Here is a 26,607-nt window from a genome sequence, read left to right as displayed (position 1 = left end):
AAGCCGCGGACAACCCTGCGGTACATCCCTATTTGCGCGGCAATTTTGGTTGATTAGCGTTCAAAAGAGGAGGAGGCAGATGGAGCAAGCAGGAATCGGTACGCATGGCGCAGAGGAGAGCGCCGCACGAGGCAGTCATGGCCAGGGGTTGCAGCGCGGCCTTACGTGGAAAGACGCGTTCTGGGTGACGAGCGGCGTGCCCGCGGGCGTGTTGTTCACGATTGGCGGTGTTTGCGCGACCATCGGCCAGCCGGCCTGGGCCATCTGGATCGCATCGATCACGATGGGCCTCGTGCAAAGCGCCACATACGCCGAGATTTCAGGACTCTTTCCACACAAGTCGGGCGGTGCTTCGGTGTACGGAGCAATTGGCTGGGTCCGCTACAGCAAGATGATCGCGCCGGTTTCCGTGTGGTGTAACTGGCTCGCATGGTCGCCCATGCTGGCGCTGGGCTGCGGGCTCGCCGCGAACTACGCGCTCGCCACGCTGTTCGCGCCCGAGGCGGCCATCCTGCAGTGGCACTGGACGCTCGCCAACCTGGACTTCATCAAGCCGGGTCTCACGCTGCGCATCAACGCGACCTTCCTGATCGCCGCGGCGTTCCTGCTCGTCACATTCCGGCTTCAGCACAGCGGCGCTTCGAAGGCCGCAAAAACGCAGAAGATTCTCGGCATCGCGTCGCTCACGCCGCTTTTGATCGTCGGGCTCGTGCCCTTCGTCACGGGTGATGTTCCCGCGAAGCATCTCTTTCCGCTGCTGCCGCTCGGGCACGACGCCCACGGCAATCTCACCGCGGCCGTGTTCGGCACGTGGAACGGGCAGGGCGTGGTCATGGCGCTGGGCGCGATGTTCATGGCGGGATGGGCATCGTACGGCTTCGAAACGGCGGTGTGCTATACGCGCGAGTTTCGCGACCCGCGGCGCGATACGGCACGGGCGATCTTCTGGTCGGGCGCGCTTTGCCTCGTCGTGATGACGCTCGTTCCGCTCGCGTTTCAGGGCTCGCTGGGTACCGCGATGATGCTGGATCCGCGCATCGGCGACGGCACCGGGGTGGGCACCGCGATGGCCGCGATGGTAGGCGGCGGCGCCTGGGTGGGCAACGCCGTGGTGGTGATGCTGATGCTCTCCATCCTGCTGATCGTGATGACGTCGATGATGGGTTCGTCGCGCACGCTCTATCAGGCATCGGTGGACGGCTGGCTGCCGCGCTACCTGTCGCGCGTGAACGAGCACGGCGCGCCGACCGCGGCGATGTGGACCGATCTGGGTTTCAATCTCGTCCTGCTCGCGATGTCTGACTATATGACGGTGCTGTCGATCTCGAACGTCTGCTACATGCTGTTCGTGTTCCTGAACCTGCAGTCGGGCTGGATTCACCGCATGGACCGCGGCGCGTGGGCGCGTCCGTTTCGTTGCCCGACGTGGCTGCTCGCGCTCGGTGCGCTGTGCGGCTACGCGAACCTCGTGTTCGTGGGCGCGGGCGCGAATCTGCAAGGCGAGGGGACGCTGCGCGATGGCCTCATCGCCATGCTGCTGATCGTGCCGGTGTTTGCTTTCCGCCATTACTGGCAGGATCGCGGGCGGTTTCCGGCGGGCAGTGCGCTCGATATGGAGGTGAGCGTGCCGGTGCGCAGCCGGTGGCTGAATCTTGCGCCTTATGGCGCGCTCGTTGCGGCGGGGCTGACGATAGCCGTTTCGCATTGGCTGGCCGCGTCGGTCTGAGTTGACTTCAGTGTTGGCGGCATCGTGCGGGCCGGTCGCTCGCGTGGTGCCGCGTTTTTTTTTGCTGTGACTGTTGCTGTGCTTCTTGCTGGACTGATCACGCGCTGAATGCGCGACGAACCCAAACAAAAAGCCAGAGTCGGCGCGCAACTCCTCGCGCGCCGACTCTGGCCCATCACCATTGCTTAAAGCGTCACGCTATGCGCGCGTATTTTCTTCCCATGCGACGTGCCGCCCGCCGCGGGTAAATCCGCTCCCCGCGCCGGTGCGCCGTTCGCCACGAAATACGGTGCATGCGATCGCGCAAGCGCCTCGCGCCCGCGAATGCGATCCGCGATCTTCTCCGCGATCATGATGGTCGGCGCGTTGAGGTTGCCGGTGGTGATGCGCGGCATGATCGACGCGTCCACCACGCGCAGGCCGTCGAGTCCATGCACACGGCCTTCGCCATCCACCACGGCCATGTCGTCGTAGCCCATCGCACACGAACACGACGGGTGATAGGCGGTTTCGGCGCGGTTGCGCACGAACGCGTCGATCTCGGCGTCGGTCTTGAGCGCCGCGCCGGGGTTCAACTCGCGTCCGCGAAACCGGTCGAGCGCGGGCTGCGCAATGATCTCGCGCGTGATGCGAATCGCGTCGCGGAACTCGCGCCAGTCGAGCGCCTCGGCCATGTAGTTGAAGAGGATCGACGGATGCTGGCGCGGGTCGCGCGAGCGCAGTTTGACGCGCCCGCGGCTCGGCGAGCGCATCGAGCCCACGTGCGCCTGGAAGCCGTGCATCTTGATCGCATTGCTGCCGTTGTAATTGATTGCAACGGGCAGGAAGTGATACTGAAGGTTCGGCCACGGATCGTCGTCACGCGTGCGGATGAAGCCGCCCGCCTCGAAATGATTGCTCGCGCCAATGCCGGTGCCGCGCAGCATCCATTCAAGGCCTATTGCCGGTTGATTGCGCATGAGGAGCGCAGGGTAAAGCGACACCGGCTCCTTGCACTCGTACTGCATGTACATTTCCAGGTGATCCTGAAGATTCTGCCCGACGCCTGGCAGATCGAGCACCACGGGAATGTCGAGTTCGCGCAGCCACGCGCCGGGACCGACGCCCGAGCGCTGCAGGATCTGCGGCGAGGCGATCGCGCCTGCACACAGCAGCACTTCGCGGCGCGCGTAGCGGGTCACGCGCGCGGGCCCGTCGAGAAACACGACGCCGCACGCCCGCTTGCCGCTGAACAGAATGCGGTCCGTCACCGCGTGCGTCACGATGTCGATGTTGGGCCGATGCTTGGCCTGATCCAGATAGCCGCGCGCGGTGCTCGCGCGCCGGCCTTTGGCCGTCACGGTGCGGTCCATTGGCCCGAAGCCTTCCTGGCGATAGCCGTTGAGGTCGTCGGTGCGCGCATAGCCCGCCTGCACGCCCGCCTCGATCATCGCCTCGAACAGCGGGTTCACGCCCGGCTTGCTCGTCGTCACGTGAACGGGACCTTCGCCGCCGTGATAGTCGTTCGCACCGACGTCGCGCGTTTCGGCCTTGCGGAAATAGGGCAGGCAGTCCAGATAGCTCCAGTTTTCGAGCCCCTTGCGCTCGGCCCAGCCGTCGTAGTCGAGCGCGTTGCCGCGGATATAGCACATGCCGTTGATGAGCGACGACCCGCCCAGCCCCTTGCCGCGTCCGCATTCCATGCGGCGGTTGTTCATATGCGGCTCGGGATCGGTTTCGTAGGCCCAGTTGTAGCGGCGGCCCTGCAACGGGTAGGCGAGTGCCGCGGGCATCTGCGTGCGGAAATCGAAGCGGTAGTCGGGGCCGCCCGCTTCGAGCAGCAGTACCGTCGCGTCGCGGTCCTCGGTGAGGCGCGCGGCAAGCACGTTGCCTGCCGATCCCGCGCCGATGATGATGTAGTCGTACTCTTGCGCTGCCATGCAGGACTCCCTCAGAAAACGGGCTGATACGGTCCCAGTTCCACCTGGACGGATTTGAGGCGCGTGTAGTGCTCGAGCGTGGTGATGCCGTTTTCGCGGCCCACGCCCGACTGCTTGTAGCCGCCCACGGGCATTTCGGCGGGCGACTCGCCCCACGTGTTGATCCAGCAGATGCCGGCTTCGAGCCGATGAATCACGCGGTGCGCGCGCGAGAGGCTTTCGGTCACTACGCCGGCGGCCAGGCCGTAAAGCGATTCGTTGGCGCGTGCGATCACTTCGGCTTCGTTGGCGAAGGCGAGAATGCTCATCACCGGCCCGAAGATCTCCTCCTGCACGATGCGCATGTCGTCGCGGCAGCCGGAGAACACGGTGGGCTGCACGTACTGGCCGCGCGCGAAATCGCCCTGGGTGAGGCGCGCCCCGCCCGCGAGCAGCCGCGCGCCTTCGCGCTTGCCGCTCTCGATATAGCCGAGCACCTTGTCGAGTTGCGCGGCGCTCGCGAGCGGCCCGAAGTTGGTGGCCGGATCGGCGGGATTGCCCACGCGGATGCGCTTCGCGCGTGCGAGCACGAGAGCCTCGAACGCGGCAATGACCGATTGATGGACGAACACGCGCGTAGCGTTGGTGCACACCTGGCCCGCGCTGAAGAAGTTGGCGGTGACGGCGATATCGGCGGCGCGCTCGAGGTCGGCGTCTTCGAAAACGATGAGCGGTGACTTGCCGCCCAGTTCCATCGTGACTTCCTTGAGCGTGGAGCCGCCTGCGGCCGCCATGACCTTTTTGCCGGTTTCGACCCCGCCCGTAAACGAAATCTTCTCGATGCCGGGATGCACGCTCAGCATGGCGCCCACGCGACCGTCGCCGTGGACCACGTTGAATACGCCGGGCGGTACGCCTGCCTCGATATAGATTTCCGCGAGCTTCGAGGCCGAAAGCGGGGTGATTTCGCTCGGCTTGAAGATCATCGCGTTGCCGGCGGCAAGCGCGGGCGCCGATTTCCAGCAGGCGATCTGCAGCGGATAGTTCCATGCGCCAATGCCTGCCGTGACGCCCAGCGGCTCGCGCCGCGTGTAGACGAACGAGCTTTCGCGCAGCGGAATTTGCTGGCCTTCGAGCGCGGGCGCGAGGCCCGCGTAGTACTCGATCACGTCGGCGCCCGTGGCGATATCCACGCTACGCGTTTCGGCGATGGGCTTGCCTGTGTCGCTGGTTTCGAGCGCCGCGAGTTCATCGTTGCGCTCGCGCAGCAGTTCGACCGCGCGCCGCAGCACGCGCGAGCGCTGCATGGCCGTCATCGCGGCCCAGACGCGCTGGCCGTTGCGGGCCGACTGCACGGCGCGGTCGATATCGGCGGCGCTCGCGTGCTGCACCGTGGCGAGCCTGGTGCAGGTGGCGGGATCGTAGGTGTCGAAGGTTTCGCCGCTGGTGGCGTCGCTGTAGGCGCCGTCGATGAAGAGGCGTTGCAGGGGAAAGAGGGACATCGATGGGCTCCGGGCCGGGTTATCGGGTCGACTTGCCCGAGCGCGGCTTGGCGCGCGCTTCGAACTGCAGGTCGATGTAGTCGTTGGCTACGCGCAGCGCGGCCTTCGTGTCGAACGGTTCGCCCGTGAGCGCGCCGCGCAGCCAGAGGCCGTCGATCAGGGCGGCGAGTCCGCTTGCAGCGCGCCGGGCCGCGGCGCCCGGCAACACCTTCTCGAACTCCGCGCAGAGGTTCGAATGCAGGCGCCGCGTGTTGACGCGCTGCAGCCGGCGCAGCGCGGGCTGATGCATGCTCTCGGCCCAGAACGCGAGCCACGTCTTCATGACGGGTGCGTTCACCTGCGAGACGTCGAAGTTGGCCGCGACGATGGCGCGCAAGCGCGCACGCGGCTCGTTTTTCGCGGCGAGGCGACGCCGCACCGTGGCCTCCCAGAGGTCATGCAGCACGTGGCGCATGGTGGCTTCGAGCAGGCCGTCCTTGCCGCCGAAATAATGACTGACGATGCCAGTCGAAATCTTCGCGTGCTGTGCGACGGTCGCGAGCGTCGTGCCGGAGAGACCCGACTCGTCGATCGATTGCAGGGTGGCGTCGATGAGTTGCGCGCGGCGCACGTCGCGCATTCCGATCTTGGGCATGGTGATTCCGGGCGATTCGGGGAGGTTTCCACTCTAGGTATTTTTTATTGAATGTTCAATCAATAAAAACGTAGAAATGGCGGGATCGGCGCATTTTACAAAGTCCGCGTCGGATTACCGATGATCGCGCTGCCGGAACCCCTCGCGAGGCCCGCCGGATAACGGATTGCGCCTGTTTTACAGGGGTTTTTCTGACACTGGCGTGTCGCGTTAGCGCCAGCGCGTGTCGCGTCTGCGCAAGTCGGGCGAGATTTGGACTTGTACGTTTTGATCCACCGCGCAAGCCGCCACGCGTTGCCGGCGCGGCCCGACAACCTGTATCGCCAGACCAGAGAGACCCGACACCATGAGAAAACTGAATGCGGTGGCACTGAGCGGCATCGCGGTGACATTGAGCGCTGTCTCGACCGCGAGCCATGCCCAAAGCAGCGTCACCCTGTACGGGATCATCGACGCGGGCGTGACCTACGTGAGCAATGCGGGCGGCTCGCATCAAGTGAAATTCGACGATGGCATTGCGCAGGCGAACCGCTGGGGCCTCAAGGGCACCGAGGATCTCGGCGGCGGGTTGAAGGCTGTGTTCCAGCTGGAGAGCGGCTTTCACCTCGGCAACGGACAGATTGCCAACGGCGGCTCGCTTTTCGGCCGCCTCGCTTATGTCGGACTCCAGAACGATTGGGGCACGCTCACGTTCGGCAATCAGGCCGACATGACGCAGGAGTTCGTCTACCTCTACAACGTCACGGCGTGGGCGAGCGGCTACGCGATCAACCAGGGCGACTTCGACCGCATGAACGGCGACCATCTGCCGAACGCCGTGAAGTTCATGTCGAACACGTTCGGCGGCTTCCAGTTCGGCGGCATGTACTCGTTCAGCAACACGCCCGGCGACTTCCACACCGGCAGCGCCTGGAGCGTGGGCGCGCAGTACCAGAACGGCCCGTTCGCGATGGGCACCGCGTACACGCAGTTGAACAACCCATCGGGCATTTACGCGTTCGACCCATACAACATGATCGGCGTGCGCACGTTCTTTGGCAGGCCGACCGTCAGCGTCGATCCCGCCACCGGCGCGGTGAGTTCGCTCTACTCGGAGACGCCGTTCCCCGTGGACAAGCAGGCCACCTTCGGCGCGGGCGCGAGCTACGCCATCGGCGACGTCACGCTCATGGGCGCGTTCACGTACACGCAGATCAAGGCATTCGGCGAGAGCGAGCACATGCAGGTGGGCGAGGGCGGCGCGAACTGGCAGGTGACGCCCGCGTTGAGCGTGGCGGGCGGCTACCAGTACACCCACTTCGACGGCCACCACTGGAACCAGCTTTCGGCGGGGATGCATTACCTGCTTTCGAAGCGCACGGACGTGTACATCTCGGGCGACTGGCTCAAGGCCTCGCAGGGTGTGGACGCGGTGATCGGCTATAGCTTCACGCCGTCTTCCACCACCACCCAGGCCGACGTGCGCATTGGCTTGCGTCATCAGTTCTGAGCGGGCAGGCGGGTGTTTTCCCGCCGCAAAACATCGGGAAAACCCGCGGTAAAACCCTCGCGAACCGTCCGCCAGAGTCGCCCGCAGCCCCGGCTGGCGAGGCCGTCCAACGGCGATGGCGTTTTTGTTCTATCGGCTGCCATGGCCTCTTTGGTCTACTTGCACCCAAGCTCATCCATGCGCTCAGCGCGAAGGGAAGTCAGATGAACGTCAGCGTTTTCGACCTGTTCAAGATCGGGATCGGTCCGTCCAGCTCGCATACGGTCGGCCCGATGGTCGCCGCGTGCCGCTTCGCGTCCCATGTCGAGGACGCCAATCTGCTCGCCTTTGTGCGCCGCGTCAAAGTCGAGCTGTACGGCTCGCTCGGCGCGACGGGCAAGGGCCACGGCACCGACAAGGCCGTGCTGCTCGGCCTCGAAGGCAACTTGCCCGACTCGATCGATCCCGACCAGATCGAGCCGCGCCTCGCCGCCATTCGGCGCGAGAAGACGCTCGTGGTGCTCGGCAAGCAGACCATCCGCTTCGACGAAAAGGAGTGCATCGGCTTCTTTCGCAAGACGATGGGCGGCGCGAACACGCTGCACTCGAACGGTATGCGTTTTCAGGCCTTCGACGAAAACGGGCAACTGCTCGTCGAAAAAGAGTACTACTCGGTGGGCGGCGGCTTCGTCGTGAACCGCGACGGCGATCGCGTGAACGGCGTGCGCAGCGGACGCGAGGTGCCATATCCGTTCCGCACCGGCGACGACCTGCTGCGCGCGTGTAAGGAGAGCGGGCTCTCCATCGCCGAAGTCACGCTGGCGAATGAATGCGCGGCGCGTGCCCCCGAGGACGTGCGCGAAGGGCTGCTCGTGATCTGGCGTGCGATGGCCGCCTGCGTGGAGCGCGGCTGCAAGATGCACGGCGAGCTGCCCGGCCCGATGCACGTGAAGCGCCGCGCCGCCGATCTCTCGGTGCATCTGCGTTCGCGCTCCGAGGAGTCGCTGCGCGATCCGCTTTCGATGCTCGACTGGGTCAATCTCTACGCCATGGCCGTGAACGAAGAGAACGCGGCGGGCGGCCGCGTCGTCACGGCGCCCACCAACGGCGCGGCGGGCGTGATTCCCGCGGTGCTGCACTACTACGTGAAGTTCGTGGCCGGCGCGAACGAAGACGGCATCGCCAACTTCCTGCTCACGGCCGCGGCCATCGGCATCATCTACAAGGAAACGGCGTCGATCTCGGGCGCGGAAGTGGGCTGCCAGGGCGAAGTGGGCGTGGCGTGCTCGATGGCCGCTGCCGCGCTCGCGGCGGTCATGGGCGGCACGCCGCGCCAGGTGGAGAATGCCGCCGAAATCGGCATGGAACACAACCTCGGCATGACCTGTGACCCGGTGGGCGGCCTCGTGCAGATTCCGTGCATCGAGCGCAACGCCATGGGCGCGATCAAGGCGATCAACGCCGCGCGCATGGCCCTCAAGGGCAACGGCGAGCATTACGTCTCGCTCGACAACGTCATCAAGACGATGCGCGAAACGGGTGCCGACATGAAGACGAAATACAAGGAGACGTCGCGCGGTGGTCTCGCCGTGAACGTCATCGAGTGCTAACTGAAGCTAATGGTAACGCGCAACAAGGGGTCCGCGAGATGAGCCGCTATTCGATATTCAGTCTGTTCCGCAACGGGTTGTCGTATCACGAGAACTGGGAGCGGCAGTGGAGAAGCCCGGAGCCGAAGAAGGAGTACGACGTCGTGATCGTCGGCGGCGGCGGGCATGGTCTCGCAACGGCCTATTACCTCGCGAAGGAGCACGGTGTGAAGAACGTCGCGATTCTGGAGAAAGGCTGGATCGGCGGCGGCAATACGGCGCGCAACACGACCATCGTGCGCTCGAACTATCTGTGGGACGAGTCGGCGGCGCTCTATGAGAAAGCGATGAAGCTCTGGGAAGGGCTCTCGCAGGACCTCAACTACAACGTGATGTTCAGCCAGCGCGGCGTGATGAATCTCGCGCATACGCTGCAGGACGTGCGCGATACCGAGCGCCGCGTGAATGCGAACCGCCTGAACGGCGTGGACGCCGAATTCCTCACGCCCGAGCAGATCAAGGAAATCGAGCCGACCATCAACCTGAACAGCCGCTACCCCGTGCTGGGCGCCTCGATCCAGCGCCGCGCGGGCGTGGCGCGCCACGACGCCGTGGCGTGGGGCTTCGCGCGCGGCGCGGACCAGCACGGCGTGGACATCATCCAGAACTGCCAGGTGACGGGCATTCGCCGCGACGGCGCGCGCGTGACCGGTGTGGATACGTCGAAGGGTTTCATCAAGGCGAAGAAGGTCGCCGTGGTGGCGGCGGGCAACACCACGACGCTCGCGGACATGGCCGGCGTGCGCCTGCCGCTGGAAAGCCACCCGCTGCAGGCGCTGGTGTCGGAGCCGATCAAGCCGGTGGTGAACACCGTGATCATGTCGAACGCGGTGCACGCCTATATCAGCCAGTCCGACAAGGGCGATCTCGTGATCGGCGCGGGCGTGGACCAGTACACCGGTTTTGGCCAGCGCGGCAGCTTCCACATCATCGAGGGCACGCTGCAGGCCATCGTCGAAATGTTCCCGGTGTTCTCGCGCGTGCGCATGAACCGGCAGTGGGGCGGCATTGTCGACGTTTCGCCGGACGCCTGCCCGATCATCAGCAAGACCGACGTGAAGGGTCTCTATTTCAATTGCGGCTGGGGCACCGGCGGCTTCAAGGCGACCCCGGGCTCGGGCTGGGTGTTCGCGCACACCATTGCGAAGGACGAACCGCATCCGCTCAACGCGCCGTTCTCGCTGGACCGCTTCTATACCGGCCATCTGATCGACGAACACGGCGCAGCCGCCGTCGCGCACTAGGCAACTTCGTTGCATGGGACCAGAGTAAGGCGCTGAAGCGCCAACTCTGGTCGACAGGAGATCCAAACATGTTGATCATTGAATGCCCGTGGTGCGGTCCCCGCGCCGAAGTCGAGTTCACGTGCGGCGGCGAAGCCGAAATCGCGCGTCCGCTCGACACCGACAAGCTCACCGACAAGGAGTGGGGCGACTACCTCTTCATGCGTCACAACCCACGCGGCGTGCATAAAGAGCAGTGGCTGCACGCGCAGGGCTGCCGCCGCTGGTTCATGGCGACGCGCGACACCGTCACCTACGAGATTCAGTCTTACGAAACCTTCGGCGCAGCAAATGGGGCGCAAGGCGACAAGCAAGGGAGCACGCAGCGATGAGCCAGAAGAACCGCCTCGGCGCCGGTGGGCGCGTGAACCGCGCGATTCCGCTGAACTTCACGTTCAACGGCCGCACGTATCAGGGCTTTCAGGGCGACACGCTCGCCTCGGCGCTGCTCGCCAACGACGTGCATTTCGTCGCGCGCAGCTTCAAGTACCATCGCCCGCGCGGCATCATGACGGCCGACGTGGCCGAGCCGAACGCCATCGTGCAACTCGAGCGCGGCGCGTATACGGTGCCCAATGCGCGTGCGACCGAAGTCGAACTGTACCAGGGGCTCGTGGCGACGAGCGTGAACGCCGAGCCTAGCCTCGAGAACGATCGCATGGCGATCAACCAGAAGTTCTCGCGCTTTCTGCCGGCGGGCTTCTACTACAAGACCTTCATGTGGCCGCGCAAATGGTGGCCGAAGTACGAGGAAAAGATTCGCGACGCCGCCGGTCTCGGCAAGGCGCCCGAAGTGCGCGACGCCGATCGCTACGACAAATGCTTCGCGCATTGTGACGTCCTCGTGGTCGGCGGCGGCCCCGCCGGTCTCGCGGCGGCGCATACGGCGGGCGCAACCGGCGCACGCGTGATTCTGGTGGACGACCAGCGCGAACTGGGCGGCAGCCTGCTGTCGTGCAAGGCCGATATCGATGGCCGTTCCGCGCTCCAGTGGGTCGAGAAGATCGAAGCCGAACTCAAGCAGATGCCCGACGTGAAGATCCTGTCGCGCAGCACCGCGTTCGGCTATCAGGATCACAATCTCGTGACCGTGACGCAGCGTTTGACGGAGCATCTGCCGGTGTCCACGCGCAAGGGTACGCGTGAACTGTTGTGGAAAATCCGCGCCAGGCGCGTGATTCTCGCGACGGGTGCGCACGAGCGTCCCATCGTGTTCGGCAACAACGATCTGCCGGGCATCATGCTGGCCTCGGCGGTCTCGACGTATATCCATCGCTATGGCGTGCTGCCGGGCCGCAATGCGGTCGTGTTCACGAACAACGACGCGGGCTACCGTTGTGCGCTCGACCTCAAGGCATGCGGCGCGACCGTCACGGTCGTCGATGGGCGCGCCCAGGGCGACGGCGCATTGCAGGCCGCCGCGCGCCGCCAGGGCGTGAAGGTGATGTACAACGCGGCCATCAACTGTGCACATGGCAAGCAGCGTGTGAGTTCCGTCGACGTGGTGGGCTACTCGAACGGGCAAGCGGGCGCGCAGCAGGCCACGCTCCCATGCGATCTCGTTGCCGTGTCGGGCGGCTTCAGCCCGGTACTGCACCTCTTCGCGCAGTCGGGCGGCAAGGCGCACTGGAGCGACGCGAAGGCGTGCTTCATGCCGGGCAAGCGCGTGCAGGAGGAAGTGAGCGTTGGCGCAGCGGTGGGCGAATTCGGCCTGGCCCGTGTGCTCACTCAGGGTGTGGACGGCGGCATCGACGCGGCGAAGTCGCTCGGCTTCCCGCTCAAGCGGCCCGCGGTGCCGAGAGCCGCCGAGGTCGAAGAAACGCCGCTGCAGGCGCTGTGGCTGGTGGGCAGCCGCAAGGACGCGGCGCGCGGGCCGAAGCAATTCGTCGACTTCCAGAACGACGTTTCGGCAGCGGACATTCTGCTCGCCGCGCGCGAAGGCTTCGAATCGGTCGAGCACGTGAAGCGTTACACGGCGATGGGCTTCGGCACCGACCAGGGCAAGCTCGGCAATATCAACGGCATGGCGATTCTCGCCAGCGCGCTCGGCAAGACGATTCCCGAAACGGGCACGACGACGTTCCGCCCGAACTACACGCCCGTCACGTTCGGCACGTTCGCGGGGCGCGAACTGGGCGACATGCTCGACCCGATCCGCAAGACCTGTATTCATGAATGGCACGTGCAGCATGGCGCGGAATTCGAGGACGTCGGCAACTGGAAGCGTCCGTGGTACTACCCGAAGAGCGGAGAAAATCTGCACGCGGCCGTGAAGCGCGAGTGTCTTGCGGTGCGCAACAGCGTCGGCATTCTCGATGCTTCCACGCTGGGCAAGATCGACATCCAGGGGCCCGACGCCGCGAAGCTGCTCAACTGGGTCTACACGAACCCGTGGCTCAAGCTCGAAGTGGGCAAGTGCCGTTATGGCCTGATGCTCGACGAAAACGGCATGGTGTTCGACGACGGCGTGACGGTACGCCTCGGCGAGCAGCACTACATGATGACGACCACCACGGGCGGCGCGGCGCGCGTGCTCACGTGGCTCGAACGCTGGCTGCAGACCGAGTGGCCCGACATGAAGGTGCGTCTGGCTTCCGTCACCGACCACTGGGCGACGTTCGCCGTGGTCGGTCCGAAGAGCCGCAAGGTGCTGCAGAAGGTGTGCAAGGACATCGACTTCGACAACGCCGCGTTCCCGTTCATGTCGTATCGCAACGGCACGGTCGCGGGCGTGAAGTCGCGCGTCATGCGCATCAGCTTCTCGGGCGAGCTGGCCTATGAAGTGAACGTGCCGGCCAATGCAGGCCGCGCCGTCTGGGAAGCACTGATGGAGGCCGGCGCCGAGTTCGACATCACGCCGTACGGCACGGAGACGATGCACGTGCTGCGCGCCGAGAAGGGCTACATCATCGTGGGCCAGGACACCGATGGCTCGGTCACGCCTTTCGACCTCGGCATGGGCGGTCTCGTCTCGCAGACGAAGGACTTCCTCGGCCGCCGCTCGCTCAAGCGCTCGGATACGGCGAAGGAAAACCGCAAGCAGTTCGTCGGACTGCTGACCGACGACGCGCAATACGTGCTGCCCGAAGGCGGCCAGATCATCGCGCCCGATGCGCAAGCGCGGTCCGACGGCACGACCCCGATGATCGGTCATGTGACGTCGAGCTATTACAGCCCGATCCTGCAGCGCTCCATCGCGCTCGCGGTCGTGAAGGGCGGCTTGAACAAGATGGGCGAGCGCGTGGTGATACCCATGGCCGATGGCCGGCGCGTGAGCGCGCAGATCGCGAGCCCGATTTTCTACGACACGGAAGGAGTGCGTCAGCATGTTGAATGAAACGAAAGACCCCCTGCCGGTCGCGGAGCGCGTCGTCGGCGTGCGCCTGGAGTCGCCGCTCGTAGGCGCAGCGGATCTGGTCAAGGCGCAGGAGGGACGCGCCTCGAAAGCGTTCGCCATGCGCGAGCTGCCGTTCCGCGACCTCGTGAACGTGCGCGGCGAATTGAGCGATCCGGCGTTCGTCGCGGCGTTCGCCAGCGTGGTGGGCTGCGAGCCGCCTGCAGCGCCGAACACCATCGCGCGCAGCGAGCATTACGACGTGCTCTGGCTCGGACCCGACGAATGGCTCGTGCGCTCGCTCGCGCCTGTGCAAACCGGCATGCTCGAAGCGAAGCTGACCGCCGTGCTCGGCGACGCCTATGCGGCGGCCGTGGACATCGGCAGCGGCAACACGGTGATCGAGATCGAGGGCACGCGAGCGCGCGACGTGCTTTCGCGCGGCTGCCCGCTCGACCTGCATCCGCGCCTCTTCAAGCCGGGTCAATGCGCGCAGAGCGTGTATTTCAAGGCTTCGATCGTGCTGATTCCCACGGGCGACGACCGCTTCGAAATCGTCGTGCGCCGCAGTTTCGCCGATTATTTCTGCCGCATGATGGTCGACGCCGCGGCGTCGGTCGCGCCATGAAGATCGTCGATGCCGCGTTCGAGCCGGCGCTCGGCGCGCTGGGTGCAATCGGTGCGCTCGGCGCGCACGACGAGCCGCGCGGGCGCGGCTGGAGTGTATTCGTGGAAGCGTTGAGTGTGCCGGCGCGCATCGGCATCTATCCGCACGAGCACGGTTCCCCGCAGCCGCTCGTGATCGACGCGCAACTCGGCTATCGCTGCATGCCGCACGAAAAGAGCGCGACGGGTGAAGCAGGCGACTGGATCGACTACGACGGCTATTGCACGCGCCTTGCCGACTTTCTCGGGCACAAGCCGCACACGCGGCTGCTCGAAACGCTGGTGGCGGACATGGCGGCGTTTTCGTTTCGCGAATGGCCCGCGCTGGAAACGCTCAGGCTCGCGGTGCACAAGCCGAAGATCCGGCCGGGCACGCGCCGCGTGGGTGTGGGGCTCGACTGGACGCGCGCCGACTATCGGCAATGGATACGGGCTGACGGGGGCGGGCGGCCGTAGCAGGCAACACGCGTAGCCCGATGTCGGCGCAAAGCAAGGGCGCGTCGCTTTTTGCACATCGTCGTATGCGGCGGGCAGGCTACGCTCGAAGCATCGTTGCCTTGCGCGGGAATCTGCACGAGGTGACGCCATCTAGTGAGCAGCGTTGCGAGCTGCATCGAACAGGAGACAGCGAGATGAGCGGTAATCGAGGCGTCGTGTATCAAGGTCCGGGCAAGGTCGAGGTGCAGAACATCGCGTATCCGAAGATGGTCGATCCGAGCGGGCGCTCGATCGGCCATGGTGTCATTCTGAAGGTGGTCAGCACGAATATCTGCGGCTCGGACCAGCATATGGTGCGCGGGCGCACGACGGCGCCCGTCGGTCTCGTGCTAGGCCACGAGATCACCGGCGAAGTGGTGGAGGTGGGCAACGACGTCGAAACGCTGAAGATTGGCGACCTCGTTTCCGTGCCGTTCAACGTGGCCTGCGGGCGCTGTGCGATGTGCCGCGAGCAGCACACCGGTGTTTGCCTGAACGTGAACCCGTCGCGCGCGGGCGGCGCTTACGGCTATGTCGACATGGGCGGCTGGATTGGCGGCCAGGCCGAATACGTGCTCGTGCCGTATGCCGACTTCAACCTGCTGAAGTTTCCGGACCGCGATCAGGCCATGTCGAAGATCCGCGATCTCACGTGTCTCTCCGATATTCTGCCCACGGGCTATCACGGCGCGGTCACGGCGGGCGTGAAGCCGGGCTCGACCGTCTATATTGCGGGCGCGGGACCGGTGGGGATGGCGGCTGCGGCTTCGGCGCGTTTGCTCGGCGCGGCCTGCACGATCGTCGGCGACATCAATGCCGAGCGACTCGCGCATGCGAAGGCGATGGGTTTCGAAGTGGTCGATCTGTCGAAAGACGCGACGCTTGGCGAGCAGATCGAGCAGATACTCGGCAAGCCGGAAATCGATTGTGCTGTGGATTGCGTGGGTTTTGAAGCCCACGGGCATGGCGCTTCCGGTCACTCGGAAGAGGCGCCGGCCACGGTGCTCAATTCGCTGATGGAAATCACGCGGCCCGCAGGGATGATCGGCATTCCGGGGCTGTACGTGACCGACGATCCGGGCGCACGCGATGTGGCCGCGCAGCATGGGAGCCTGAGCATCCGCTTTGGGCTTGGCTGGGCCAAGTCGCATACTTTCCATACGGGGCAAACGCCCGTGCTCAAGTACAACCGCAATCTCATGCAGGCGATTTTGTTTGATCGGTTGCCGATCGCCAAGATCGTTAATGTGTCGGTTATTTCGCTTGATGAGGCGCCTGAGGGGTATAAGAAGTTTGATGGGGGCGCGCCGCGGAAGTTTGTGATTGATCCGCATGGGTTGTTGGCGGCCTAGCTTTTGTTTTTGGTTTTGGCTTTTGGCCGGTTTTTGTGGGTTTTCTTGTTTTCGCGTCGGTATGCACGCGTTGCCCCGCACAGGGGCAACCCAGGCAGACCAGCGCGAAAGCAAGTTTCAGATATGAACAACAGGCGCAGGCAAAACAACAGCCGCCGCCCCAGGCGAATCCAACCCAGAAAGCGGCGCCACCCGCTTCCGCCTCTCCCCAGTAGGCGCACTCCCAAAAGCATCCCGATAGCTCTTGCTAAAGTGACAAGCCGACTGAAACCCGCAGGCCATCGTAATCTGCATAATCGACATATCGGTTTGCAGTAGCAGCTCACGCGCCCGCCGCAACCGCAGCGTCAAATAATAATGAGTCGGCGTCATGCCAAGATGCTCATGAAAGAGCCGCTGCAACTGCCGCTGTGACATATTCGCAAGCCGCGCGAGCTCTTCACGCGAAAGCGGCTCCTCGATATTGTTCTCCATGAGAGAAATGACTTCGAAGAGCGACTTGTTTGCGGACCCGAGCCGCGCGACGAGCGGCATGCGCTGCTGGGCAGACGTATCGCGCACATGCTCGACTACGAACTGCTCGGCGATCTGCGTCACGCGCGCAGTGCCCACGCGTGCCGTGATGAGATGCAGCATCATGTCGAGCGGCGCGACGCCGCCGGTGCAGGTCACGCGGTCGCGATCAATGACGAAAAGCTCCTTGAGAAAACGCGTCGAAGGAAACTCCTCCTTCAGCGCCGACATGTTTTCCCAATGGATTGCGCAAGCATACCCAGCCAGCAACCCGGACTTCGCCAGCGCATAGGTACCCGTGCAAAGGCTGCCCAGCGCCACACCCATGCGCGCGAAGCGGCGCAGCGCAGCGAGATGGGCGGGCGTGGTGGCCCGCTGCACTTCGATGCCGCCGCAGACGAACACGATATCGGGCTTCCCCACACATTCGGCCGGGCCAGTGTCGATGGAAAGCCCATTGCTCGACGCGACCGGGCCGCCCTCCGGGCTGATGATCGACCACCTGTAAAGCGGCTGTCCGCTCAGGTAGTTAGCCATACGAAGAACTTCGATCGCGTTCGTGAACGCGATCATCGTGAAGTCGGGCAGCGGCATGAACGCGAAGTGCGCTAACGACGCTGTGCGATCCGGCAGCATGGGGGACGATTCCTTGTGATCGGTAGCCTGATGCCCAGTGGAGGCCCGGTGAGGCCGGGGGGCCGGCTACGCTACCGCAATTTTCGAATTTGGCGGGTCCAGTGTGCCATGCGGCAAAACCCTGAGTCATCTGGACAAAAAAGCCGGACGCGGGAAATAGGACGAGAGTGCGGGATTGGTGCACTGCGATGCACGATAAATAATTTGGATTGGGAAACATGGGGCACGGCGCACCGTTAGCGCGCGCCCTAACGTAGCCACTTGTGAAAAATGGACGCGGATGGCGGAAAAGGAAAAGAACGCGTCTGAATTTCGACGTTGAGCGCCAATTCGAACGACAAGAATAGAACCGTCGGTCCCCAGCCGGTCAAGCGGATTCAAAGCCGCTCTGAAGCCAGTCGCGACGGGGCCTCCAGCATTGCAGGAAGTCCTTCATTCATCGTCACGGAAGCCCTATGTCGAACACTCAACCTTTCTTTTCGCAAACGCTGGCGCAGCGCGATTCGGCAATCCGCAGCAGCATCCTGAAAGAACTCGAGCGGCAGCAGTCGCAGGTCGAAATGATCGCGTCGGAAAACATCGTGTCGCGCGCCGTGCTCGAGGCCCAGGGCTCGGTGCTGACCAACAAGTACGCGGAAGGTTATCCGGGCAAGCGCTATTACGGCGGCTGCGAATTCGCCGACGAGGTGGAAGCGCTTGCCATCAGCCGCATCAAGCAACTATTCAACGCCGGCTTCGCCAACGTGCAGCCGCATTCGGGCGCGCAAGCCAACGGCTCGGTCATGCTCGCGCTCGCCAAACCGGGCGACACGGTGCTCGGCATGTCGCTCGACGCGGGCGGCCACCTCACGCACGGCGCCAAGCCGGCGCTTTCGGGCAAGTGGTTCAACGCCGTGCAGTACGGCGTCAACCGCGAAACCATGCTGATTGATTACGACCAGGTCGAAGAACTCGCGCAGCAGCACAAGCCCAGCCTCATCATCGCCGGCTTTTCCGCGTATCCGCGCGCTCTCGACTTCGCGCGCTTTCGCGCCATCGCCGACGCGGTCGGCGCGAAGCTGATGGTGGATATGGCGCATATCGCGGGCATCATCGCGGCAGGGCGTCATCAGAACCCCGTCGAGCACGCGCACGTCGTCACCTCCACCACGCACAAGACGCTGCGCGGCCCGCGCGGCGGCTTCGTGCTGACCAACGATGAGGAAATCGCCAAGAAGATCAACTCGGCCGTGTTCCCCGGCCTGCAGGGCGGCCCGCTCATGCACGTGATCGCGGGCAAAGCGGTCGCGTTCGGCGAAGCGCTCGAAGCCGGCTTCAAGACCTATATCGACGGCGTGCTCGCCAATGCGAAGGCGCTGGGCGAGGTGCTGAAGGCGGGCGGCGTCGATCTCGTGACGGGCGGCACCGACAACCATCTGCTGCTCGTCGATCTGCGGCCCAAGGGCCTGAAGGGCAATCAGGTCGAGCAGGCGCTCGAGCGCGCCGGCATCACTTGCAACAAGAACGGCATTCCGTTCGACGCCGAAAAGCCCACGGTCACCTCGGGCATTCGCCTCGGCACGCCGGCCGGTACGACGCGCGGCTTCGGCGTGGACGAATTCCGCGAGATCGGCCGCCTGATTCTCGAAGTGTTCGACGCGCTGCGCGCGCATCCCGAAGGCGACGCCGCCACCGAGCAGCGCGTGCGCCGCGAGATATTCGCGCTGTGCGAGCGCTTCCCGATCTATACGCAAGCCTGATTCTTCACACCACCGCCTTTCAATTTCATTCGCGAGTTTCGGAGCGGCTAATGAGCACTCTGCACGACAACAGCATCATCATCGACGGCCTGAACATTTCGAAGTTCGAGCGCTCGGTGTTCGAAGACATGCGCAAGGGCGGCGTCACCGCCGTCAACTGTACGGTTTCCGTCTGGGAGGACTTCCAGAAGACGGTGGACAACATCGCGCAGATGAAGCAGCAGATTCGCGAGTACAGCGAGATCCTCACGCTCGTGCGCACGACCGACGACATCCTGCGGGCGAAGAAAGAGAACAAGACCGGCATCATCTTCGGCTTCCAGAACTCGTATGCGTTCGAAGACAACCTCGGCTATATCGAGGTGTTCAAGGAACTCGGCGTGAACGTCGTGCAGCTTTGCTACAACACACAGAACCTGGTCGGCACCGGCTGCTATGAGCCGGACGGCGGGCTCTCCGGTTACGGGCGCGAAGTGATCCAGGAAATGAACCGCGTGGGGATTCTCGTCGATCTCTCGCACGTGGGCGGAAAGACTTCGTCGGATGCGATTGCGTGCTCGAAGAGGCCGGTGACGTATTCGCACTGCTGCCCGTCGGGTCTCAAGGAGCATCCGCGCAACAAGACCGACGAGCAGCTGAAGGAGATTGCCGACGCTAACGGCTTCGTGGGCGTGACGATGTTCGCGCCGTTCCTCAAGAAGGGCCCGGATTCGACGGTCGAGGACTATCTCGAAGCGATCGAATACGTCGTCGATCTGATCGGCGAGGACCGCGTGGGCATCGGCACGGATTTCACGCAAGGCTACAGCACCGAGTTCTTCGACTGGATCACGCACGACAAGGGCCGTTATCGCAGTCTCACGAATTTCGGCAAGGTCGTGAACCCGGAAGGCATCCGCACGATCGGCGAATTTCCGAATCTCACCGCCGCCATGCAAAAGGCCGGCTGGAGCGAAACGCGCATCAAGAAGGTCATGGGCGAGAACTGGATGCGCGTGTTCGGCGAAGTCTGGGGCAGTTGATCGCCGGGCCTGACCATGCAGCATGGAAAGGCCATCGTTACCACTTAGAAACCCTAACTAAAAACGCTCGTTGAGTCATTGGAGCCCCACGAAATGCAACCGCAACTGCCGATCGATGTCGATCCCGCCACCGGCGTCTGGACCACGGACGCGCTTCCGATGCTGTACGTGCCGCGTCACTTCTTCACCAACAACCACACCGCCGTGGAAGAGGCGCTCGGCCGTGACGCATACGCCGAGATTCTCTACAAGGCCGGCTACAAGTCGGCGTACCATTGGTGCGCGAAGGAAGCCGAAAAGCACGGCATTGCCGGCATGGACGTGTTCGAGCATTACCTGAAGCGTCTTTCGCAGCGCGGCTGGGGCCTCTTCACGATACGCGAGGCGGACCCGGCAACCGCGCGCGCGAAGATCGAATTGCGTCATTCGTCGTTCGTGCTGGCGCAACCGGGCAAGGAAGGCAAGCTTTGCTACATGTTCGCGGGCTGGTTCGCGGGCGCGATGGACTGGGTGAACGACACCACGGAAGGCGGCAAGCACGCGCCGCGTTCGCAGTCAAAAGAAGTGCAATGCGCCGCCGAAGGCCACGCGCACTGCGTATTCGAAGTCTCGCCGATCGCCGCCTGAACGACCGCGCGCCCCCCGCAATACAGGTCACACCGAAAGACACGAACGCCAGAGGTCGTCTGCGATGCGCTACCCCAATCTGTTCAAACCCTTGACGCTCAATCAGCTCACGCTGCGCAACCGCATCGTCAGCACGGCCCACGCCGAGGTCTACGCGGAGCCGGGCGGCTTGCCGGGCGACCGCTATATCCGCTATTACGAAGAAAAGGCCAAGGGCGGCGTAGGCCTGGCCGTATGCGGCGGGTCGAGCCCGGTGTCGATCGACAGCCCGCAGGGCTGGTGGAAGTCGGTGAATCTCGCCACCGACAAGATCATCGATCCGCTCGCGCGTCTGGCCGAGGCCATGCACCGCCACGGCGCGAAGATCATGATCCAGGCCACCCACATGGGCCGCCGCTCCGCCTTTCACGGCGAGCACTGGCCGCATTTGATGTCGCCTTCGGGCGTCCGCGAGCCCGTGCACCGCGGCAACGCGAAGATCATCGAGGTGGAGGAGATCCGCCGCATCATCGGAGACTTCGCGGCGGCTGCGAAGCGCGTGAAGGACGCGGGCATGGACGGCATCGAAATCTCCGCCGCGCACCAGCATCTGATCGACCAGTTCTGGAGCCCGCGCACGAACTTCCGCACCGACGAATGGGGCGGCTCGCTCGAAAACCGTTTGCGGTTTGGCGTGGAAGTGCTCAAGGCCGTGCGCGAAGCGGTGGGCAAGGACTTTTGCGTCGGCCTGCGCATGTGCGGCGACGAATTCCACGAAGACGGCCTCGATCACGAGCAGCTCAAGGAAATCGCGCAGGCGATGTCGGAAACGGGTCTCATCGATTATCTCGGCGTGATCGGCTCAGGTGCGGATACGCACAACACGCTCGCGAACTGCATGCCGCCCATGGCGCTGCCGCCGGAGCCGTTCGTGCATCTCGCGGCAGGTATCAAGTCGGTGGTCAAGCTGCCGGTCATGCACGCGCAGAGCATTCGCGACGCGGGCCAGGCCGAGCGTCTGCTCGCGAGCGGCATGGTCGATCTCGTGGGCATGACGCGCGCACAGATCGCCGACCCGCACATGGTCATCAAGATTCGCGACGGCCGCGAGGACGAGATCAAGCAGTGCGTGGGCGCGAACTATTGCATCGACCGCCAGTACAACGGGCTCGACGTGCTCTGCGTGCAGAACGCGGCAACGTCGCGCGAAGCGACCATGCCGCACGTGTTCGAAAAATCGCGCGGGCCGAAGCGCAAGGTCGTGGTGGTCGGCGCGGGCCCCGCGGGCCTGGAGGCGGCACGCGTGGCGCGGCTGCGCGGCCATGACGTCGTGCTGTTCGAGAAGAACGACGCCGTGGGCGGCCAGATTCTGCTCGCTGCGAAAGCGCCGCAGCGCGAGCAGATGGCGGGCATCGTGCGCTGGTTCGACATGGAGACGAAACGCCTTGGCGTGGATCGCCGCCTTGGAGTGACAGCCGACGAGAAGACCATTCTCGCGGAAAAGCCCGACATCATCGTGCTCGCCACGGGCGGATCGAGCTTCACGCAGCAGGTTCCAGCCTGGGGCGTGGAAGAGGGGCTCGCCGTGAGCGCGTGGGACATCCTGAGCGGCAAGGTCGAACCGAAGCAGAACGTGCTCGTCTACGACGGCGTGAGCACACATGCGGGCGCAGGCGTCGCCGATTTCATTTCGAGCCGCGGCTCGAAGGTCGAGATCGTGACGCCCGACGTGAAGGTCGCCGACGACGTGGGCGGCACCACGTTCCCGATCTTCTATCGCCGTCTCTATGCGCAAGGCGTGATTCACACGCCGAACTACTGGCTCGACCGCGTGTACGAAGAGGACGGCAAGAAGATCGCCGTGCTGCGCAACGAGTACACGGAGGAACAGGAAGAGCGCGCCGTCGATCAGGTGGTGATCGAAAACGGCAGCACGCCCAACGACGCCTTGTACTGGAAGCTCAAGCCCGAATCGGTCAATCGCGGGCAGGTGGACGTGCACAAGCTCTTCGCGGCCGAAGCGCAGCCGTGCCTTTCCGAAGAACTCGGCAATGGCCGCTTCCTGTTGTTCCGCGTGGGCGACTGCATCTCCTTGCACAACATTCACGGCGCGATCTACGATGCGCTGCGGCTCGCCAAGGACTTCTGAACCATGAATCCGACCTGGCTCATTACCGCGCTGCTGTGGGTGTCGATGGGGGGGCTCGCGTTCGCGGTCGCGAAGCGTGCCGCGTTCTGGCGGGTGGGGCGCGCGGCTGCGCCCGGCTCCGTCGGCGTCGGCAAGCTGTTCAGTATCCCGAAGCGTTATTTCGTCGATCTGCACCACGTGGTCGCGCGCGATCCGTACATCGCCAAGACGCACGTCGCCACCGCGGGCGGCGCCATCGCGGCGCTCGCGCTCGTGTTCATCAACTACGGGTTCGCGATCTATTCGCCGTGGCTGGACAAGCTGATCTTTCTCGCGGCGCTCGCCATGCTGATCGGCGTGGTGTTCGTGTGGCGCCGCCGCCACGCGAAAGCGGTGCCGGCGCGCCTCTCGTGCGGGCCCTGGAATACGCTGCCGTGGCTGCTCGGTTCGTTCGCGCTGGGTGTGGCGCTCTTCACGGTCGTACCGGCGGGCACCATGTCGGGCGGCTTCGCGGTGCTCTGCGCGCTGCTGATCGCCGTGGGCGCGTTCGCGATGACGTTCGGCGCGGCGCGCGGCGGCCCGATGAAGCATGCCGTGGCGGGGCTGTTGCACCTCGCGTTCCATCCGCGCCAGGAGCGCTTTTCGGCCACGCGCGAGGGCTGGACCGGCAACGGCACGGCTACGCCCCCGACGGCGTTGAAGCTCCCCGACATCGAAGAGAAGCAGGAATATGGCGTGGCGAAACCCGTTGAGTTTCGCTGGAACCAGCTGCTGAGCTTCGACGCCTGCGTGCAGTGCGGCAAATGCGAGGCCGCGTGCCCCGCGTTCGCCTCGGGCCAGCCGCTCAACCCCAAGAAGCTGATTCAGGATCTCGTGGTGGGCATGGCGGGCGGCACCGATGCGGCCTATGCGGGCAGCCCCACGCCCGGCATCAAGGTCGGCGAGCATGTCGGCGCGCCGAATGGCCCGATCGTTTCAAACCTGATCGAAGCGCAAACGCTGTGGTCCTGCACCACCTGCCGCGCCTGCGTGCAGGAGTGCCCGATGCTGATCGAGCACGTGGACGCCATCGTCGATATGCGCCGCAACCAGACGCTGGTGCACGGCGAGGTGCCGGGCAAAGGCCCCGAGGTGCTGGCCAATCTGCGCGAAACGGGCACGGCGGGCGGCTACGACAAGGCGGCGCGCTACGACTGGTCGGTCGATCTCAACGCGCCCGTGGCGCAACCGGGCAAGCGCGTGGACATCCTCGTGGTGGCGGGCGAGGGCGCGTTCGACATGCGCTATCAGCGCACGCTGCGCGCGCTCGTGAAGGTGCTCAACAAGGCGGGCGTGAACTACGCCGTGCTCGGCGCGCGGGAAACCGACACGGGCGACGTAGCGCGCCGCCTCGGCGACGAAGCGACATTCCAGCAGATGGCCAGGCAGATGATGACGACGCTCGCCACGCTGGACTTCGCGCGCATCGTCACCGCCGATCCGCACGTCATGCACAGCCTGCGCAACGAGTACCGCGCGCTTGGCGGACGTTACGAAGTGCTGCATCACACGACCTACCTCGCGGAACTCGCCGCGACCGGACGCATCGCGCCCAAGGCGGTGCAGGCGCTCGCGGAAAAGCGCACGACGTACCACGATCCCTGCTATCTGGGCCGCTACAACGGCGAGACCGAAGCGCCGCGCAAGCTGCTCAAGACCATCGGCATCAAGGTCGTGGAGATGGAGCGCCACGGCATGCGCGCACGCTGCTGCGGCGGTGGCGGCGGCGCGCCGCTCACCGATATCCCCGGCAAGCAGCGCATTCCCGACATCCGCATCGCCGACGCGCGTGCCGTCGACGCCGAAGTCGTCGCCGTGGGCTGCCCGCAGTGCACGGCCATGCTCGAAGGCGTGGTGGGTCCGCGCCCCGACGTGCTCGACGTGGCCGAACTCGTGGCCGCTTCGCTGGAGTGAATCGATGAATACCCTCAAACGAATCGATCCGCGCCGCCCCTTCGTCGTCACGGCGACGGGCCTCAGGCGCATCACGCTGGGCGAAGCCGGCAGCGCAGACGCGAGCGATGCGCAGTGGCTCGCGCAGCACGCGCACGAAGGCGCAGCGAAGCCACGTCGCGTGGTGAGTCATCCGAATCATCATCTGCTCGTCGTCGCACACGCCGAACGCGGCGCACTCGACGATCACGCGTGCCAGGCCATTGCCGCCGCCGCGCTGCTGGCCGATGCGCAAACCGAAGTCGCGCTGCTCGTGTTCGGCGAGCTGAAGGACGATGCCGGGGCGCTCGGGGTGGACAAGCTGATCGAACTGCCCGGTTTCGAGCGCCGCACGTTCGCGCCAGAAAGCGCGTTGCGTGCGCTGCAGGCCTGCGCGGCGGCGCTCGCGCCGAAGCACGTATTCCTGCCCGACAACGCCAGCGGCGACGGCGACCTCGGCCGCCGTTATGCGGCCGCCGCCGGTGCGAGCGTGGCGACCCACGTGGTCGAGATCGATGCGAAGCACGTGGGCGTGTATGAACAGGCGAAGCGCGCGTGGGCCGAGCGTTCGCTGCCCGACGTGGTCCTGCTCGCGCCGAACGCCGTCGAGGCGAAGCTGCCTTTCGTCGGCGCGGGCGAACGCCTCGCAGGCGATTTCATCCGGCCGGCTACCGACCTCGCGTCGCCATACAGGGACCTCGGGCTCGAAGCCATCGACGCCGCCCAGGTCGCGCTCGAAGAAGCCGATTTCATCGTCTCGGCGGGCAACGGCGTGACCGACATTGCCGCGTTCGGGCGCCTCGCTGGCGCATTCGGCGCGGCGATCGGCGCGAGCCGTGTGGCGGTGGACAACGGCCACTTCACGCGCGACAAGCAGGTCGGCGCAACGGGCAAGACGGTCGAGGCGAGCGTGTATATCGCGTTCGGCATTTCGGGCGCCGTGCAGCACTTGCAGGGCATCAAGGACTGCCGCCATGTGATTGCCGTGAATCTCGACGGCAGCGCGCCGATAGCGAAGCGCGCCAACTTGACCGTGGTCGGCGACGCGCAAGGCACGATCGCCGCGCTGATCGAGCAGGTGCGAGCCGCACGCGCAAAGCGTGGCGGGGCGAGCGCCAACCGTGACGAAACGCATTCTGCAGGAGTCGCCGCATGAACGCACGCCATGATCCTCAAGATGGAATCGAGCGCATTGCGGTGCTCGTTTCGGTAGGGCGGCACCCCGTGAGCGGCGCGCCGCGTTACAGCCGCAACGACGCGCTCGCGCTCGAGCTCGCGCGCACGCTGGCCGAGCGACATCGCGCGCGCCTCGACGTGCTGCACGCAGGCGACGCCGCCGATCCCGCACTCGCCGAATACCTCGCGCTGGGCGCGCACGAAGTCGAGGTGCTGGCCTGCGCGCCTTCCGGCGACGCGGCGCGCGTGCTCGCCGAGCGCGTGCGCGGCTACGATCTCGTGCTGACCGGCACGCGCGCCGAGGGCGCGCACGACAGCGGCATGCTGCCGTACCGTGTGGCGGCTGCGCTGGGCGTGCCGATCGTGGGCGGCGCAGTCGATATCGACGTCGACGTCACGACGCGCGCCGCCGTGGTGCGCCAGTTTCTGCCCAAGGGTCTGCGCCGTCGCGTGCAGACGGCGCTGCCCGCCGTGATCGCCGTGCATCCGCTCGCGAACGCCCAGCCCCGTTACGCCTATGCGCGGCTGCGCGCGGGCGCGGTGCGGCCTGCGAGCGCGACGCGCGTCAGCGCCGCCGAATCGACCGAAGCGGCCGCCTGGACGGTCGGCCCAATCGAGCGTAAACCCGTGCGGCTGGCCGCGGCAGAGAAGCGCTCAGGCCACGCGCGCATGCTTTCGGCGACCACGACCGAAAGCCGGGGCGGCAACGTCGTAATTGAAGGGAGTTCGGTCGAAAAAGCACAAGTGATCCTCGCGTATTTGCGGGAGCATCAACTCATCGATTACTGATTTTGCTGGCCTGTCGGCAACGAACTGGGATGAAAAAT

The 26,607-nt window shown here is 65.0% G+C and carries 19 protein-coding genes and 1 pseudogene; 16 read left to right on the top strand and 4 right to left on the bottom strand.

What is annotated here, in order from left to right:
* Positions 1-154 precede the first annotated feature (154 nt).
* Positions 155-1,726, top strand: a pseudogene (locus AB4Y35_RS06310) (APC family permease); the annotation flags it as partial.
* Between the two features lie 185 nt (positions 1,727-1,911).
* Here the strand turns inward: AB4Y35_RS06310 and betA are convergent.
* Genes betA through betI form a run of 3 tightly spaced genes read right to left on the bottom strand, consistent with a single transcriptional unit; the run spans position 1,912 to position 5,760 of the window.
* A complete protein-coding gene (gene betA, locus AB4Y35_RS06305; protein ID WP_368703757.1) occupies positions 1,912-3,645 on the bottom strand; it encodes a choline dehydrogenase in 1,734 nt (577 codons plus the stop codon).
* Positions 3,646-3,656: 11 nt separating this feature from the next.
* Positions 3,657-5,126 (bottom strand): betaine-aldehyde dehydrogenase, encoded by a 1,470-nt coding sequence (betB, locus tag AB4Y35_RS06300; protein WP_368703756.1) that lies wholly within the window; start codon positions 5,124-5,126, stop codon positions 3,657-3,659.
* Positions 5,127-5,145: 19 nt separating this feature from the next.
* The gene (gene betI, locus AB4Y35_RS06295; protein WP_368703755.1) at positions 5,146-5,760 is read right to left on the bottom strand and encodes a transcriptional regulator BetI; all 615 of its coding nucleotides are present in this window, start codon (positions 5,758-5,760) and stop codon (positions 5,146-5,148) included.
* Between the two features lie 346 nt (positions 5,761-6,106).
* On the opposite strand from betI, the gene AB4Y35_RS06290 reads away from it, so the two are divergent.
* The 8 genes from AB4Y35_RS06290 to fdhA all read left to right on the top strand — a co-directional run bounded on the left by AB4Y35_RS06290 (position 6,107) and on the right by fdhA (position 15,989).
* Positions 6,107-7,249, top strand: a complete 1,143-nt coding sequence (locus tag AB4Y35_RS06290) for a porin (protein WP_368703754.1) — start codon at positions 6,107-6,109, stop codon at positions 7,247-7,249.
* 203 nt (positions 7,250-7,452) lie between these two features.
* A complete protein-coding gene (locus AB4Y35_RS06285; protein ID WP_368703753.1) occupies positions 7,453-8,838 on the top strand; it encodes an L-serine ammonia-lyase in 1,386 nt (461 codons plus the stop codon).
* A gap of 38 nt (positions 8,839-8,876) precedes the next feature.
* Positions 8,877-10,121, top strand: a complete 1,245-nt coding sequence (locus AB4Y35_RS06280) for a sarcosine oxidase subunit beta family protein (protein WP_042260300.1) — start codon at positions 8,877-8,879, stop codon at positions 10,119-10,121.
* Positions 10,122-10,189: 68 nt separating this feature from the next.
* A complete protein-coding gene (locus AB4Y35_RS06275; protein ID WP_368703752.1) occupies positions 10,190-10,492 on the top strand; it encodes a sarcosine oxidase subunit delta in 303 nt (100 codons plus the stop codon).
* Positions 10,489-13,497 carry a sarcosine oxidase subunit alpha family protein gene (locus AB4Y35_RS06270; protein WP_368703751.1) on the top strand — a complete coding sequence of 1,003 codons (3,009 nt, stop codon included), beginning with the start codon at positions 10,489-10,491 and terminating at the stop codon, positions 13,495-13,497. The genes AB4Y35_RS06275 and AB4Y35_RS06270 overlap by 4 nt, the downstream gene beginning before the upstream one ends.
* On the top strand, positions 13,487-14,122 hold the full coding sequence (locus AB4Y35_RS06265; protein ID WP_368696412.1) for a sarcosine oxidase subunit gamma: 636 nt from the start codon (positions 13,487-13,489) through the stop codon (positions 14,120-14,122). Before AB4Y35_RS06270 ends, AB4Y35_RS06265 begins: the two co-directional genes overlap by 11 nt.
* Complete coding sequence (locus AB4Y35_RS06260; protein ID WP_368703750.1) at positions 14,119-14,616, top strand: dihydroneopterin aldolase; 498 nt, start codon at positions 14,119-14,121, stop codon at positions 14,614-14,616. The genes AB4Y35_RS06265 and AB4Y35_RS06260 overlap by 4 nt, the downstream gene beginning before the upstream one ends.
* Before the next feature lie 176 nt (positions 14,617-14,792).
* Positions 14,793-15,989, top strand: a complete 1,197-nt coding sequence (gene fdhA, locus AB4Y35_RS06255; RefSeq protein ID WP_069267059.1) for a formaldehyde dehydrogenase, glutathione-independent — start codon at positions 14,793-14,795, stop codon at positions 15,987-15,989.
* 117 nt (positions 15,990-16,106) lie between these two features.
* Here fdhA and AB4Y35_RS06250 read toward each other — a convergent pair whose 3' ends face one another.
* Complete coding sequence (locus tag AB4Y35_RS06250) at positions 16,107-17,138, bottom strand: GlxA family transcriptional regulator (RefSeq protein ID WP_368703749.1); 1,032 nt, start codon at positions 17,136-17,138, stop codon at positions 16,107-16,109.
* Between the two features lie 455 nt (positions 17,139-17,593).
* Between AB4Y35_RS06250 and AB4Y35_RS06245 the strand changes: the two genes are divergently transcribed.
* The 7 genes from AB4Y35_RS06245 (at position 17,594) to AB4Y35_RS06215 (ending at position 26,569) form a co-directional block, all read left to right on the top strand.
* Entirely contained in the window at positions 17,594-18,877 is a 1,284-nt protein-coding gene (locus AB4Y35_RS06245; RefSeq protein ID WP_368703748.1) for a serine hydroxymethyltransferase, read from the top strand.
* Positions 18,878-18,927: 50 nt separating this feature from the next.
* A complete protein-coding gene (locus AB4Y35_RS06240) occupies positions 18,928-19,899 on the top strand; it encodes a dipeptidase (RefSeq protein WP_368703747.1) in 972 nt (323 codons plus the stop codon).
* Between the two features lie 93 nt (positions 19,900-19,992).
* Positions 19,993-20,526, top strand: a complete 534-nt coding sequence (locus AB4Y35_RS06235) for a DUF5943 domain-containing protein (protein ID WP_368686797.1) — start codon at positions 19,993-19,995, stop codon at positions 20,524-20,526.
* A gap of 64 nt (positions 20,527-20,590) precedes the next feature.
* A complete protein-coding gene (locus tag AB4Y35_RS06230) occupies positions 20,591-22,654 on the top strand; it encodes an FAD-dependent oxidoreductase (protein ID WP_368703746.1) in 2,064 nt (687 codons plus the stop codon).
* Positions 22,655-22,657: 3 nt separating this feature from the next.
* Entirely contained in the window at positions 22,658-24,586 is a 1,929-nt protein-coding gene (locus AB4Y35_RS06225) for a (Fe-S)-binding protein (protein WP_368703745.1), read from the top strand.
* Between the two features lie 4 nt (positions 24,587-24,590).
* A complete protein-coding gene (locus AB4Y35_RS06220; RefSeq protein WP_368703744.1) occupies positions 24,591-25,760 on the top strand; it encodes an FAD-binding protein in 1,170 nt (389 codons plus the stop codon).
* Positions 25,757-26,569 carry an electron transfer flavoprotein subunit beta/FixA family protein gene (locus tag AB4Y35_RS06215; protein WP_368703743.1) on the top strand — a complete coding sequence of 271 codons (813 nt, stop codon included), beginning with the start codon at positions 25,757-25,759 and terminating at the stop codon, positions 26,567-26,569. Before AB4Y35_RS06220 ends, AB4Y35_RS06215 begins: the two co-directional genes overlap by 4 nt.
* The last annotated feature ends 38 nt before the right edge of the window (positions 26,570-26,607 follow it).

Source organism: Paraburkholderia sp. EG286A (genome assembly GCF_040965375.1).
GTDB lineage: Bacteria > Pseudomonadota > Gammaproteobacteria > Burkholderiales > Burkholderiaceae > Paraburkholderia.
Note: the sequence above shows the minus strand (reverse complement) of the source record. Positions and strands in the feature narration are given on the sequence as shown.